This window comes from Kitasatospora sp. NPDC090308, assembly GCF_044769485.1.
Classification (GTDB): Bacteria; Actinomycetota; Actinomycetes; order Streptomycetales; family Streptomycetaceae; genus Kitasatospora; species Kitasatospora fiedleri.
The window spans coordinates 370,089-384,409 of sequence record NZ_JBIVXY010000001.1; the positions used below are offsets into that span (position 1 = coordinate 370,089).

Below are 14,321 nucleotides of genomic sequence, written 5' to 3' on the forward strand. Positions count from 1 at the left end.
CTCTGCCCGATCGGACGAACCCGGACACAGCGGTGCCCGCCGGACCGGGGGTCCGACACGGGCACGCGGGCTCGGTTCTCGCGGGCTCAGCCCTCGTGGTCCGGCTCGGCAGCCGGTTCCGGCTTCGCCGCCCCGGCGCGCGGGGCGCCGTGCACGCTGCCGTCCGGGTTGGAGCCGCGGAAGGAGAGCAGCACGACCAGGATGCCGCCGCAGACGATCGCCGAGTCGGCCAGGTTGAAGACCGCGAAGTGCTGGACCGAGATGAAGTCGACCACGTGCCCGCGGAACACCGCCGGGGAGCGGAACAGCCGGTCGGTGAGGTTGCCGAGCGCGCCGCCGAGCAGCAGGCCGAGGGCGATCGCCCAGGGCAGGCTGTACAGGCGGCGGGCGATCCGCCAGATCACCACGATGACGCCGGCGGCGATCGCGGTGAACAGCACCGTCATCGCCTGGCCCATGCCGAACGCGGCGCCGCCGTTGCGGATCACCTGGAAGGTCATCCAGTCGCCGATCACCTTGATCGGCTCGCTGCGGCCCTCCAGCCTGGAGACCACCAGCAGCTTGGAGCCGAGGTCGATCAGGTAGGCCAGCACCGCGACGGCCAGCAGCAGGCTGATCCGGCGGCGCCGGACCACCACCCGGATGCCCTCGGCGGCGGTCGCACCGGCGACCGGCGCGGCCGGTTCGGGCTCCGCGGGGGTCACCGGCTCACCCGCCCCGGTGGGCCGGGCGAGGGGGACGGCGTCGTCCTGGGTCTGGTGGGAACCTGGCGTGCTGATGATCCGCTCCGCTGCCGTGTGGAATGCCGGGTGGAATGCCGGTCGACGTACTTGGGGACGAGGGTACGGCACCACCCGCCCCGTTGGCCGCCGCGGCCGGGATTGTCCGGTCCGCGGGCCGGTCGACCGGCACCGGCGGTCAGCGGCGTTCCTGCTTGGCCTTGCAGCTGACGCAGAGCGTGGCGCGCGGGAAGGCCTGCAGCCGGGCCTTGCCGACCGGCTCGCCGCAGGACTCGCACAGGCCGAAGCCGGTGCCCTCCAGGCGGGCCAGGGCGCGCTCGGTCTGGGCGAGGCTGTCGCGGGCGTTGTTGGCGAGCGAGAGCTCGCTCTCCCGGTTGATGTTCTTGGTGCCGGCGTCGACCTGGTCGTCGCCCGCGCCGTCGTTGGAGTCCCGCATCAGGCCGGCGATGGCGGCCTCGGAGGCCTCGATCTCGGCGCGCAGCCGGACGATGTCGGCGGCCAGCTCGTCGTGCAGCTCGGCGACCTCCTCGGCCGTCCACGGGTCCTCCCCGGGGCGGACCGGCAGCTCGGCCGGGTCGACCGACTCGGCGCCGCCGCGGGCCCCCGTGCCCGCCGGCGCGTGGGTGCGGCTGGTCGCCTCGGTGTGTCCGGTGGTGCCGGTCTTTCGCCGCGCAGTAGTCACGGTCCCCTCCCCTGGGTCGCCCGCCACGGCCTCGCGCGACCCCTTGGTCACGGTTCCTGTCGCCTTCTCAGCCATGGCTTTCGACCTCATTCACGAATGATCAGAAGCGTCGGTTCCCGACGATCTTGCCGGTCCCGGAACGATAAACCCCATCGAATCAGCCCACAACGGGACATACCGAAGCGCCTCACCGATCCCACCCGCGCAGCCCCCGTCGGGTCCGCGCTGCACAGGTTGTGCCCAGATCGCCCCCGCCTAACCACCCGGCGCCCCGGCTCACGGATGCGCAAAGCCGCTTGCGGGGGCCGATACACTGGGCCGTGCAAGGCGCAGATGGGACGAGTACCGACGTACGCAGCCAGGAGCGACCCGGGGGCGGTGTGAGCCCGGGGGTGTGCGCGGCGGGAAGATCACCCCGGAGCCGCCGGAAGAAAGGCCCGCCACGGGCCCGGTAGAACCGGCCGCAAACCCAAAGAGAGGGCCGCAGCGCGCGCGGTCAAGGAGGGTGGTACCGCGGGGCGGCTCGCCGCCTCGTCCCTCCGTCGGAGCCAGTCCACGCATCCGCCGGAGGTAGACGCCCCCATGTCGCCCACGTACAACGACGTCCCCAAGCAGGTCGACCTGCCCGCCCTGGAGCACCGGATCCTGTCCTTCTGGCAGGAGCGGCAGGTCTTCCAGCGCAGCCTGGAGCAGTCCGAGGGCCGCCCCGAGTGGGTGTTCTACGAGGGCCCGCCGACCGCCAACGGCATGCCGGGCGCGCACCACATCGAGGCCCGGGTCTTCAAGGACGTCTTCCCGCGCTACCGCACCATGAAGGGCTACCACGTCGCCCGCAAGGCCGGCTGGGACTGCCACGGCCTGCCGGTCGAGCTCGCGGTGGAGAAGGAGCTGGGCTTCTCCGGCAAGCCGGACATCGAGAAGTACGGCATCGCCGAGTTCAACGCCAAGTGCCGCGAGTCGGTGACCCGGCACACCGACGCGTTCGCCGAGCTGACCGAGCGGATGGGCTACTGGGTCGACCTCGACCAGGCGTACCGCACCATGGACCCGTCCTACATCGAGTCGGTCTGGTGGTCGCTCCAGCAGATCTTCGACAAGGGCCTGCTGGTCCAGGACCACCGGGTCGCCCCGTGGTGCCCGCGCTGCGGCACCGGCCTGTCCGACCACGAACTGGCCCAGGGCTACGAGACCGTGGTCGACCCGTCGGTGTTCGTCCGCTTCCCGCTCACCTCCGGCCCGCTGGCCGGCACCGCCGCCCTGCTGGTGTGGACCACCACCCCGTGGACGCTGGTCTCCAACACCGCCGCCGCGGTCCACCCCGGGGTGACCTACGTGGTCGCCACCGACGGCACCGAGCGCCTGGTGGTCGCCGAGCCGCTGCTGGCCAAGGCCCTCGGCGAGGGCTGGGAGGCCACCGGCGAGTCCTTCACCGGCGCCGAGATGGAGCGCTGGGCCTACCGGCGCCCGTTCGACCTGGTCGCCGTCCCGGACGCCCACTACGTCCTGAACGCCGAGTACGTCACCACCGAGGACGGCACCGGCATCGTCCACCAGTCGCCCGCGTTCGGCGCCGACGACCTCGCCACCTGCCGCCGCTACGGCCTGCCGGTGGTCAACCCGGTGGAGACCGACGGCACCTTCGCCCCCGACGTGCCGCTGGTCGGCGGGGTGTTCTTCAAGAAGGCCGACGAGACCCTGGTCGCCGACCTCGCCGCCCGCGGCCTGCTGTTCCGCCACCTCCCGTACGAGCACAGCTACCCGCACTGCTGGCGCTGCCACACCGCGCTGCTCTACTACGCGCAGCCGTCCTGGTACATCCGGACCACCGCCGTCAAGGACGCGATGATCCGCGAGAACGAGGCCACCAACTGGTACCCGGAGACGGTCAAGCACGGCCGCTTCGGCGACTGGCTGAACAACAACATCGACTGGGCGCTGTCCCGCAACCGCTACTGGGGCACCCCGCTGCCGATCTGGCGCTGCGAGGACGACCACCTGACCTGCGTCGGCTCGCTCGCCCAGCTCTCCGAGCTGACCGGCACCGACCAGTCCGGCCTGGACCCGCACCGCCCGTACATCGACGAGGTCACCTTCCCCTGCCCGCAGTGCTCCGCCACCGCGGTCCGGGTGCCCGAGGTGATCGACGCCTGGTACGACTCGGGCTCGATGCCGTTCGCGCAGTACGGATACCCGTACCGCAACAAGGAGTTGTTCGAGAAGCGCTACCCGGCGCAGTTCATCTCCGAGGCGATCGACCAGACCCGCGGCTGGTTCTACACCCTGATGGCCGTCGGCACCCTGGTGTTCGACCGGAGCAGCTACGAGAACGTCGTCTGCCTGGGCCACATCCTGGCCGAGGACGGCCGCAAGATGTCCAAGCACCTGGGCAACATCCTGCAGCCGATCCCGCTGATGGACCAGCACGGCGCCGACGCGGTGCGCTGGTTCATGGCCGCCGGCGGCTCCCCCTGGTCGGCCCGCCGGGTCGGCCACGGCACCATCCAGGAGGTGGTCCGCAAGACACTGCTGACCTTCTGGAGCACCGTCGCCTTCCAGGCCCAGTACGCCCGCGCCGCCGGCTGGGCCCCGTCCGCGGCCGACCCGGCCCCGGCCGAGCGGCAGCCGCTGGACCGCTGGACGCTGTCCGAACTGCACACCCTGGTGGGCGAGGTGGACGCCGCCTACGAGGCGTACGACACCCAGCGGGCCGGCAAGCTGCTGTCCGGCTTCATCGACGACCTGTCCAACTGGTACGTCCGGCGCAGCCGCCGCCGCTTCTGGCAGGGCGACGCCGCCGCGCTGGCCACCCTGCACGAGGCGCTGGAGACGGTCACCCGGCTGATGGCCCCGCTCACCCCGTTCATCACCGAGCGGGTCTGGCAGGACCTGGTCGTCCCGGTCGTCCCGGACGCCCCGGCCTCGGTCCACCTGAGCAGCTGGCCGGTCGCCGACGAGAGCCTGATCGACCCGGTGCTGGCCGCCCGGATGGTGCTGGTCCGCCGCCTGGTCGAGCTCGGCCGCGCCACCCGGGCCGGCAGCGGCGTCAAGACCCGCCAGCCGCTGCTGCGCGCGCTGATCGCCGTCCAGGGCTGGGAGGACCTCCCGGCCGAGCTGCGCGTCCAGGTCGCCGAGGAGCTCAACGTCGCCGCGCTCGAATCCCTCGCCGAGGTCGGGGGCTCGCTGGTCGACACCTCCGCCAAGGCCAACTTCCGCGCGCTCGGCAAGCGCTTCGGCAAGGGCGTCCAGGAGGTCGCCAAGGCGGTCGCCGCGGCCGACGCCGCCCGGCTCTCCGCCGAGCTGCGCGCCACCGGCGCCACCACGGTCGAACTGGACGGCGAGCCGGTCACCCTCTCCCCCGAGGAGGTGATCATCACCGAGACCCCGCGCGAGGGCTGGGCCGTCGCCAACGAGTCCGGCGCCACCGTCGCCCTCGACCTGACGATCACCCCCGAGCTCAAGCGCCTCGGCGTGGCCCGCGACGCGATCCGGCAGATCCAGGACGCCCGCAAGGTCTCCGGCCTCGACATCGTCGACCACATCCACCTGCAGCTCGCCACCACCGACCAGAACACCCTGGCCGGTCTCACCGAGCACCAGTCCCTGATCGCCGAGGAGGTCCTGGCCGACTCCCTCGGCCTGACCATCACCGACCCCGACGCCCCGCGCTTCACCGACGAGGACCTCGCCCTGGAGTTCACCCTCCGCAAGGTCTGACCTCCCGGTCCCCCCACCCCCGGCGAAGGCCAGGGCCGGGGGCGCGGGGAGAACGCCGGGCGACGGGGCCGGGGGCGCGGGGAACCGCGCGACCGGCCGGGCACCAGCGGCAGGACGGCGAGGAGGCGGCGAACCACCGCCCTCCTCGCGGTCCTGCCGACGTTCCCCCCGTTGCCCGCGGGCTCCCCGCGCCCCCGGCCGCACCGCTCCGCACACGGCGAAGGGCGCCCCCGGCCGCGATGGCCAAGGGCGCCCTTTCGGTTGCGCGTTCCGGAACCGCTAGTTGTCGCCGTCCTCGTCGATCAGGAAGCCCCGCATCGGAGCGGGCGCCTGCTGCATCGGCTGCGGGGGCTGCGGCCGCACGGCCGCCATCGGCTGGGTCATGCCCGCCGGCGCCATCGCCCCGTTGTTGCCCGCCGAGGAGCCGCCGCCGAAGGACGGGGCACCGGAGGAGCTGCCGAAGGAGGAGCCGCCGAAGGACTGGTTCCCGCCGAAGGACGGGCTGGAGCCGAAGGACGGCGCCGGGGAGGACATCGCGCTGGCACCGGCGGGGGCCATCGACGACGCGGCCGGCGGCAGCGACGCGGTGGCGGGGATCCGCGGCGGGGCGAGCGAGTCGTCCGCCTGCGACTCCAGCTGGCGCAGCTGGGTCTCCAGGTAGGACTTCAGCCGCGTGCGGTACTCGCGCTCGAAGGCGCGCAGGTCCTCGACCTTGCGCTCCAGGGTGGCGCGGGCGGACTCCAGCGAGCCCATCGCGACGCGGTGCTTCTCCTGGGCGTCCCGCTCCAGGGCGTCGGCCTTGGCGCGGGCGTCCCGCTCCAGGCCCTCGGCGCGGCTGCGGGCCTCGCCGACGATCTTGTTGGCCTCGGAGCGGGCCTCGGAGATGGCCTGGTCCGCGGTCTGCTGGGCGAGCGCCAGCACCCGGGCCGCGCTGTCGCCACCGGGGTTCTGCTGCTGCTGCATCGGGTTGCCCATCGGGCCGCCCATCGGCTGCAGTTGGCCGCCCATGGGCTGGAGCTGCTGCCCGCCCATGCCCTGGCCCATCTGCTGCTGCATCGGGTTGCCCATCGGCTGCAGCATCTGGCCGCCCATCGGCTGGACCAACTGCTGCTGGCCGCCCATGGTCTGGCCCATCTGCTGCTGCATCGGGTTGCCCATCGGGCCGCCCATGCCCTGCTGCGGGCCGGCGGGCAGCTGCGGGGCACCGGAGGGCAGGCCGAGCGGCTGGTTGCCCATGCCCTGCTGGTTCCCCATGCCCTGCTGGTTGCCCATGCCCTGCTGGTTCCCCATGCCCTGCTGGGGGCCGCCGAGCTGCTGCGGACCGGGGCCCTGCTGGCCGGGCACCGGCGGGCCGGATATGGCGGCGGGGACGGGCGCGCCGGGGCGGCCGCCGTCCTGCGGGGCCTGCTGCTCCTTGCGCATGTTGGCCTGGTTCTGCGCGGCGGCACGCGTGGCGGCGGCCAACTTGGCGCGCAGGTCCTCGTTCTCGCGCAGCAGGCGGGTCAGCTCGGCTTCGACCTCGTCGAGGAAGGCATCGACCTCGTCCTCGTCATAGCCTTCGCGCAGCCGGACGGTCGTGAACTGCTTGTTCCGAACGTCCTCGGGGGTCAATGGCATCTCTTCACCTCAACGTGATCGTCGGACCGGCATCCTGTCGCATCGTTCAGAACGACAGGCGCTGCACGAGCGAGATCAGGACATACACAATGATCATCAGTACGAAGAAGGACAGGTCGAGCGCCACGCCCCCGAGACGCAACGGCGGAATGAAACGCCGAAGAAGCTTGAGTGGCGGATCCGTGACAGTGTACGTGGCCTCCAGCACCACGACCATGGGCTTCCCGGGACGCCATGAACGGGCGAACTGGAACACCCAGTCCATGACGAGTCGGAAGAGCAGGATCAGCAGGAACACGGTCAGCACCCAGTAGAGCACCGAACCGAAGATCCCCATCGCGTCTCCCTCTCCCTGGCCGACGTACCGTCAGTGACGCTCTGTCAACAGACCCACACGTGCAGTCGTGGTCGGGTCAGCTCTGGTTGAAGAACCCACCCTCGGCGATCCGAGCCTTGTCCTCCGCCGTTACATCGACGTTAGCAGGCGACAGCAGGAACACCTTCTGTGTCACGCGCTCGATACTGCCGTGCAGACCGAAGACGAGTCCAGCGGCGAAGTCTACGAGCCGCTTGGCGTCCGTGTCGTCCATCTCGGTCAAATTCATGATCACGGGAGTGCCGCCGCGGAACTGTTCCCCGATGGTACGGGCCTCGTTGTAGGTCCTCGGGTGCAGCGTGGTGATGCGGTACGGCTCTCGTTCGTTGACGACCTTGGGCATGATCACCGGGGTGCTCTTCTCCAGGTTGCGGTGACGCTCGGATGTGATGGACGACACGGGTGCCATCCGCGGCTGCTCCTGCCGGATCGGGACCGCGGCGGGCACCGGCTGGGGCGCGATGTGCGCCACGGGCGCCGGCTGCGGGACGGGTGCGGCGGGGGCGGGGGCGGCCCGGAGGTCCTCGGTCCGACCGGTGCGGATCGGCTCCGGGTCCGCGTCGTAGTCGTCGTCGGGGTCGTACCCCTGGCTGTCGTAGGTCTCGTCCTCGACCAGACCGAGATAGACCGCCATCTTGCGCATCGCGCCGGCCATGCTGCTGTCTCCTCCGCTCATGCGCCCACCGTGTCGCCCTGCGGATGCCGCGGTCCTCCTACGACCTGTCAGGCCGACGGTCCGTCAGACCGCGGAGGTACGCTCGGAATGCGATCCACGGTTTACCAGCAGACTGATCATCTGCTAGGTTCTGTCCTATTTTGTCCTGCAGTCTGATCTACTTACTCGGTGACGTTACCCGAGCGGTGACCGCACTCCGAGCACCGCCGTACCGACGCGTACGTGTGTCGCTCCGGCGGCGATCGCCTGCTCCAAGTCCCCGCTCATCCCTGCCGAGACCATGGTTGCAGCCGGATGGGCCGCGCGTACGTCGCTTGCGATTTCCGCCAGCCGCGCGAAGGCGCGCGCCGGGTCGCCCGCCAGCGGGCCGGCCAGCGGTGCGACCGTCATCACACCGTCCAGCCGCAGGCCGGGCGTGTCGGCGATCCGGTCGGCCAGCGCGCGCACCTCGGCGGGGGCGACGCCCGCGCGGTGCTCGCCCTCCCCCGCCTCCTTCTCCAGGGCGACCTGCACCAGGCAGCCCAGCGGCGGCCGTTCGGCGTTGCGGACGGCGGCGGCCAGCGAGTCGACCAGGCGGTCGCGGTCCACCGAGTGCACGAGGTCGCTGTAGCGGACCACCGAGCGGGCCTTGTTGGTCTGGAGCTGGCCGACGAAGTGCCAGGTCAGCGGGAGCTGCACGCAGCGCTCGGCCTTGGGGGCGGCGTCCTGGTCGCGGTTCTCGGCGACGTCGGTGACGCCGAGGCCGGCCAGCAGCGCGGTGTCCTCGGCGGGGTAGGTCTTGGTCACCACGATCAGGGTGACCTCCGCGCGGCGGCGGCCGGCCGCCGCGCAGGCGTCGGCGATCCGGCGCTCGACCACGTCGAGGTTGGCGCCGAGCTGCTCGTAGCGGACGCGCTGACCCTCGGTCAGCGCGTCGGCGAACTCGGCGCGGCCCGGGAACGGGCCGTAGATGTCGTTCGTCATGAGTGTGTGGGCCCCAGCCAGACGTAGCTCGCGAGCCGGCCGGTGCGCTGCTCCCCGCGGTAGGAGTAGTGGTCGGCGGACTCGAGGGTGCAGACGGATGATCGCACCACATCCTGCACGCCCGCCTCGGCGAGCTGTGCGGCGACCCCCGCCGGGACGTCCAGCGCGGGGGTGCCCCAGGAGGTCTCGGCGTGCGCGGCCGGGACGAGCGCGGCGACCTCGGCGCGCATCGCCGCCGGCACCTCGTAGCAGCGGCCGCAGACCGCGGGGCCGATCGCGGCGAGCATCCGCTCGGGGCGGGCGCCCAGTTCGCGCATCGCGGCGACCGCGGCGGGGACCACCCCGGCGGCCAGGCCCGGGCGCCCGGCGTGCGCCGCGCCGACCACTCCGGCGGCCGGGTCGGCCAGCAGCACCGGGGTGCAGTCGGCGGTCAGCACGGCCAGCGCCAGCGGGCGGTCGGTGACCACCGCGTCCACGGTCGGGGCGGTGCCCTCGGGCTGGCGCTCCGTCACCACCGCGACCTCGGCGCCGTGCACCTGGTTCATCCAGACCACGTCGGCCGGATCGAGGCCCAGTTCCCGGGCCGCGAGGAAACGGTTCTGCTTGACGGATTCAGGCGAATCGCCCACCGCACCGCCGAGGTTGAGCTCCCCGTACGGCGCGGTGCTCACCCCGCCCCACCGGGTGGTGGAGGCGAAGTGAGCACCGTGTCGGGAGACCGTATGGATCACTTGAGGAAGTCCGGCACGTCGAGCTCCTCGGCGGGGCTCTCGACGTACGGCTGCCGGACCGGCTGCACCTGCGGCGGCACCGGCGGGGCGGTGGCCGTCGCCGGGGCCGGGGCCTCGGCGGCCCGGGCCGGCTCCTCGGCGCGGGTGACCGAGCCGATCGAGCCGTAGGACGGGCGGGAGGCCGGGCGCTCCGGGGCGGGGGCCGGGGTCGCGGACGAGGCGGAGGACGACGAGGAGGTCGACTTCACCACCGGCTCGCGGACGATGGCGGGCGGCTGGCCGCCGTCGAACCCGGCCGCGATCACGGTGACCCGGACCTCGTCGCCGAGCGCGTCGTCGATCACCGCGCCGAAGATGATGTTGGCCTCCGGGTGGGCGGCCTCGCTGACCAGCTGGGCGGCCTCGTTGATCTCGAACAGGCCGAGGTCGGAGCCGCCGGAGATGGAGAGCAGCACGCCGCGGGCGCCGTCGATGGACGCCTCCAGCAGCGGCGAGGAGATCGCCATCACGGCGGCGGCCTTGGCGCGGTCCTCGCCGCGGGCCGAGCCGATGCCCATCAGCGCCGAACCGGCGTCCGACATGACCGACTTGACGTCGGCGAAGTCCAGGTTGATCAGGCCGGGGGTGGTGATCAGGTCGGTGATGCCCTGCACGCCGGAGAGCAGCACCTGGTCGGCGGAGCGGAACGCGTCCAGCACCGAGACCTGGCGGTCGGAGATCGACAGCAGCCGGTCGTTGGGGATGACGATCAGGGTGTCCACCTGCTCGCGCAGGCTGGCGATGCCGTCCTCGGCCTGGTTGGCGCGGCGGCGGCCCTCGAAGGTGAACGGGCGGGTGACCACGCCGATGGTCAGGGCGCCGAGCGAGCGGGCGATGTTGGCCACCACGGGCGCGCCGCCGGTGCCGGTGCCGCCGCCCTCGCCGGCCGTCACGAAGACCATGTCGGCCCCCTTGAGGACCTCCTCGATCTCCTCGCGGTGGTCCTCGGCGGCCTTCCGGCCGACCTCGGGGTTGGCGCCGGCGCCGAGACCGCGGGTGAGCTCGCGGCCGACGTCGAGCTTCACGTCGGCGTCGCTCATCAGCAGCGCCTGGGCGTCGGTGTTGATCGCGATGAACTCGACGCCCTTGAGCCCGACCTCGATCATCCGGTTGATGGCGTTGACTCCGCCGCCGCCGATGCCGACGACCTTGATGACCGCGAGGTAATTCTGGGGTGCTGCCACGTCGGGGCCTCTCGCCTCGAATTTCCGGGTCGGCTCCCCTGGATTGTGAAGGCCGACGGATGTCGATGGGTGGGAAGCACGTGGTTCCAACCCGAACCCTAAACTTGAGGTTGAGGGTTATGGCTGTGCCCGTGCCACCTCAGTGTCGAGCACAGCTCGTTGACACAGGACAGTAGGTCGCAACCGGCGCGTGTTTCAACGAACACGCCGAGCTTCCCTTTTTCTTTTGAGCCTATGTGATCATCGACCCCGCGGTGAAACCGGGGTGACCACCAAGGGTCGGACCGGAGCCGTGGCCCCGTCAATACCGCCCCCGGGCACAGAACTTACCGGATCAACCCGACACCGCCGGAGCGTCCGGCGCACTCACGTCGTAATTCGACGCCTTCTGACCGAGCAGGGCGGTCAGCACCTTCGCCTTCCGGCCGGTGTCCTCCGCACTGCCCCAGCGCACGGTCGCGCCGGAGGCCAGCTTCAGCCGGATGTCGTCGTAGGAGTAAACCGTGAGCGAACCGGCCTGCTGCGCCACCTCCGGCGGGAGGCCCGCGGCCACCGTGATCGCCGAGCGGACCAGGGTCGGGCGGTCGATCACGGCCGCCGCGTCCTGGGCCGGCCGGCTCAGTTCGAGCGCCACCACCGGGACGCCGGCCGGGGGCTGCGGCTCGGTGGCGAACTCCACACCGTCCGCGTCGACCTGGACGAAGCCGCCGCCCTCGTGCTGGATCGCCGCCACCGGGCGGCGCTCGGTGACCTTCACCCGCAGGGTGTGCGGCCAGCCGCGCCAGACCTCGGCGCCGGCCACCCGGGGCACCTTCGCCACCTCGGCCCGGGCCTCGTCCAGGTCGACCCGGGCCAGCGGGCCGCGGGCCGTGCCGCCGAGCGCCCGCTCGACGTCCTGCTGGGTCAGCCGGCCCGAGTCCAGGCCCTGGACGGCCACCCCGCGGACGTCCAGCGCGGAGGAGAAGAACACCGTCCAGCCGAGCGCCCCGGCCACCAGCGCGCCCAGCGCGACCAGCACCGCGACGCCCCGGCGGGAGAGTCGGAGCCGGGGCGGGCGGCCCGGGCCGCCCTCCTCCCCCAGCTCCTCCTCGTACTCCTCGTCAGCCACGGCGGCGGCCGCCGCGGGCGGCCTCGATCGCCTCGTACACCATCTGCACCAGCAGGTCGTCGGCGTCCCGGCGGCCGAACTCGGCGGCGGAGCGCGACATCTCCCACAGCTTGGCCGGGTCGGTCAGCACCGGCAGCACGTTCTTCAGCACCCAGTCCGGGGTCAGCTCGGCGTCGTCGACCAGCAGGCCGCCGCCCGCCTTGACCATCGGCTGGGCGTTCAGCCGCTGCTCGCCGTTGCCGATCGGCAGCGGCACGAACGCGGCCGGCAGGCCCACCGCGGCCAGCTCCGCCACCGTCATCGCACCGGCCCGGCAGAGCATCATGTCGGCCGCCGCGTACGCCAGGTCCATCCGGTCCAGGTAGGGCAGCACCCGGTACGGCGGCATGCCCGGGATGTCGTCGATGGTCGGCAGCTCGTTCTTCGGGCCGACCGCGTGCAGGATCTGCACCCCGTACTGCTGGAGCCGGGGCGCGATCGCCTGCACCGTCTCGTTCAGGCGCCGGGCGCCCTGCGAGCCGCCGGAGACCAGCAGGGTGGGCAGCCGCTGGTCGAGGCCGAAGTAGTGCCGGGCCTCCGGGCGGACGGTGCCGCGGTCCAGGGTGGCGATGGTGCGGCGCAGCGGGATGCCGATGTACCGGGAGTCGCGCAGCTTGGAGTCCGGGGTGGAGACCGCGACGAAGTCGCTGTAGCGGGCGCCGATCTTGTTGGCCAGGCCGGGGCGGGCGTTGGCCTCGTGCACCACGATCGGCACGCCGGCCCGCTTGGCCGCCAGGTAGGCGGGCATCGCCACGTAGCCGCCGAAGCCGACCACCGCGTCCGCGTTGACCCGCTCGATCACCTCCTGGGCGGCGCGCACGGTGCCGCGCAGCCGGCCCGGGACGGTGATCAGCTCCGGGGTGGGCTTGCGGGGCAGCGGCACGGCCGGGATCAGCGCCAGCTCGTAGCCGCGCTCCGGCACCAGCCGGGTCTCCAGGCCGCGCTCGGTGCCGAGAGCGGTGATCCCGACGGACGGGTCGTGCCTGCGCAGCGCGTCCGCGAGCGCCATGGCCGGCTCGATGTGACCGGCGGTCCCGCCGCCGGCGAGTACGACATGCACCGAAATTCACCGCTCCCTGCGCGGCGGCCGGGGGGCCTTGCGCGCTGTGGTTTTCCTACCTGGCAGCACCCGGTCCAGGACGGGCCCGAACCGGGAGTTGGCCCCTTTTCGCCATCTGCGGGGCCGGGCAGCCAGCGCTGCCTTCGCCGCCGGGGAGCTGCGTGCGAAGCACAGCAGCAGCCCGACGGCGCACATGGCCGACAGCATCGCGGAACCGCCGTACGAGAACAGCGGCAGCGGGACGCCCGCGATGGGCAGGAGTCCCAGCGCCGACCCCAGGTTGACCACGGCCTGAGCCATGATCCACGTGGTGGCGGCGCCCGCCGCGTACCGCACGAACGGGTCCGTGGTGCCGAGGGCCACTCGGATACCCGCGTAGCCTAGTGCCGCGAAGAGGCCGAGTACCGACAGCGTCCCCACCAGTCCGAGTTCCTCGCCGGTCGCGGCGAAGATGAAGTCGGTGTGGGCCTCCGGCAGTTGCCCCCACTTCTCCACCCCGGCGCCCAGTCCGGATCCGAACGGCCCGCCCGCGGCCAGGGCGTACAGGCCGTGCAGGGCCTGGAAGCAGTCCATCGAGGGGTCGGGCTTGGTGACGCCGACGCAGGAGAGCCGGCCGAGGCGGTGCGGCACGGTGATGATCAGCGCGGTGCAGGCGACCACCGCGATGCCCAGGGTGGCGGCGAACAGCCGCAGCGGGGCGCCGACCATCCACAGCAGGCCGAACAGCATGGCGATCAGCACCATGGTGGTGCCCATGTCGCCGCCGATCATGATCAGCATCATCAGCACGACGGTGCCCGGCACCAGCGGGACCAGCAGGTGCTTCCACCGGTCCAGCGTGTGGGTGCGCTGCTTGCGGGCCAGCAGGTCGGCCGCCCAGAGCAGCAGGGCGAGCTTGGCGAACTCGGAGGGCTGGATCTGGAAGAAGCCCAGGCTGATCCAGTTCCGGTTGCCGTTGATCCGCACGCCGACCCCGGGGATGGCCACCAGCACCAGCGCGCCCACCACCCCGAACAGCAGCGGGTAGGCGGCGGTGCGCAGCACCCGGACCGGGGCCCGGGTCAGCACCACGGCGATCGCCCCGCCCAGCAGCAGGGCGATCAGCTGCTTGCGGAAGAAGAACGTCATCGGCAGGCCGTACTCGACCACCACGCTCTGCGAGGCGGAGAACACCATCACCAGGCCCAGCACCACCAGCAGCAGCGCCGCGCCCAGGATCAGGTAGTACGGGGTCAGCGGGCGGGCCATCAGGTAGCCGAACCGCTCCCGGGCGGCCCGGAAGCGGGCCAGCGGGCCGGCCGACTTGAAGGTGGTGGTGGTCGCCGAGATCAGCTGGAGGCCCCGGGGCGGCTCCTTCTCCCTGGTCGGCACCACGGGCTCCTCACGGTTCGG

At 72.3% G+C, this 14,321-nt stretch carries 12 protein-coding genes; 1 reads left to right on the forward strand and 11 read right to left on the reverse strand.

Annotated features, from left to right (window positions below; genetic code table 11):
* Positions 1-86: 86 nt before the first annotated feature.
* Together lspA and ACIQVD_RS01570 are read right to left on the reverse strand one after the other, a co-directional pair.
* A complete protein-coding gene (lspA, locus tag ACIQVD_RS01565) occupies positions 87-851 on the reverse strand; it encodes a signal peptidase II (RefSeq protein WP_400688388.1) in 765 nt (254 codons plus the stop codon).
* A gap of 67 nt (positions 852-918) precedes the next feature.
* Positions 919-1,422: a TraR/DksA family transcriptional regulator gene (locus ACIQVD_RS01570; protein WP_400688390.1), complete on the reverse strand. Its 504-nt coding sequence runs from the start codon at positions 1,420-1,422 to the stop codon at positions 919-921.
* A 582-nt stretch (positions 1,423-2,004) separates the two neighbouring features.
* Between ACIQVD_RS01570 and ileS the strand changes: the two genes are divergently transcribed.
* Positions 2,005-5,136, forward strand: coding sequence for an isoleucine--tRNA ligase (gene ileS / locus ACIQVD_RS01575; RefSeq protein ID WP_402285254.1), 3,132 nt, complete (start codon positions 2,005-2,007; stop codon positions 5,134-5,136).
* Positions 5,137-5,415: 279 nt separating this feature from the next.
* Here ileS and ACIQVD_RS01580 read toward each other — a convergent pair whose 3' ends face one another.
* From ACIQVD_RS01580 to ftsW, 9 genes are all read right to left on the reverse strand, one after another.
* A complete protein-coding gene (locus ACIQVD_RS01580) occupies positions 5,416-6,753 on the reverse strand; it encodes a DivIVA domain-containing protein (RefSeq protein ID WP_402285256.1) in 1,338 nt (445 codons plus the stop codon).
* Between the two features lie 46 nt (positions 6,754-6,799).
* Positions 6,800-7,090 (reverse strand): YggT family protein, encoded by a 291-nt coding sequence (locus ACIQVD_RS01585; protein WP_030463138.1) that lies wholly within the window; start codon positions 7,088-7,090, stop codon positions 6,800-6,802.
* 76 nt (positions 7,091-7,166) lie between these two features.
* On the reverse strand, positions 7,167-7,784 hold the full coding sequence (locus tag ACIQVD_RS01590; protein WP_111553148.1) for a cell division protein SepF: 618 nt from the start codon (positions 7,782-7,784) through the stop codon (positions 7,167-7,169).
* A 195-nt stretch (positions 7,785-7,979) separates the two neighbouring features.
* A complete protein-coding gene (locus ACIQVD_RS01595; RefSeq protein WP_402285259.1) occupies positions 7,980-8,768 on the reverse strand; it encodes a YggS family pyridoxal phosphate-dependent enzyme in 789 nt (262 codons plus the stop codon).
* The gene (gene pgeF / locus ACIQVD_RS01600) at positions 8,765-9,499 is read right to left on the reverse strand and encodes a peptidoglycan editing factor PgeF (protein ID WP_402285261.1); all 735 of its coding nucleotides are present in this window, start codon (positions 9,497-9,499) and stop codon (positions 8,765-8,767) included. The genes ACIQVD_RS01595 and pgeF overlap by 4 nt, the downstream gene beginning before the upstream one ends.
* A complete protein-coding gene (gene ftsZ, locus ACIQVD_RS01605) occupies positions 9,496-10,722 on the reverse strand; it encodes a cell division protein FtsZ (protein ID WP_400688401.1) in 1,227 nt (408 codons plus the stop codon). The genes pgeF and ftsZ overlap by 4 nt, the downstream gene beginning before the upstream one ends.
* A gap of 334 nt (positions 10,723-11,056) precedes the next feature.
* The gene (locus ACIQVD_RS01610; RefSeq protein ID WP_402285263.1) at positions 11,057-11,830 is read right to left on the reverse strand and encodes a cell division protein FtsQ/DivIB; all 774 of its coding nucleotides are present in this window, start codon (positions 11,828-11,830) and stop codon (positions 11,057-11,059) included.
* Entirely contained in the window at positions 11,823-12,929 is a 1,107-nt protein-coding gene (gene murG / locus ACIQVD_RS01615) for an undecaprenyldiphospho-muramoylpentapeptide beta-N-acetylglucosaminyltransferase (protein WP_100835796.1), read from the reverse strand. Before murG ends, ACIQVD_RS01610 begins: the two co-directional genes overlap by 8 nt.
* 6 nt (positions 12,930-12,935) lie before the next feature.
* Positions 12,936-14,303: a putative lipid II flippase FtsW gene (gene ftsW, locus ACIQVD_RS01620; RefSeq protein WP_400688406.1), complete on the reverse strand. Its 1,368-nt coding sequence runs from the start codon at positions 14,301-14,303 to the stop codon at positions 12,936-12,938.
* Positions 14,304-14,321 lie beyond the last annotated feature (18 nt).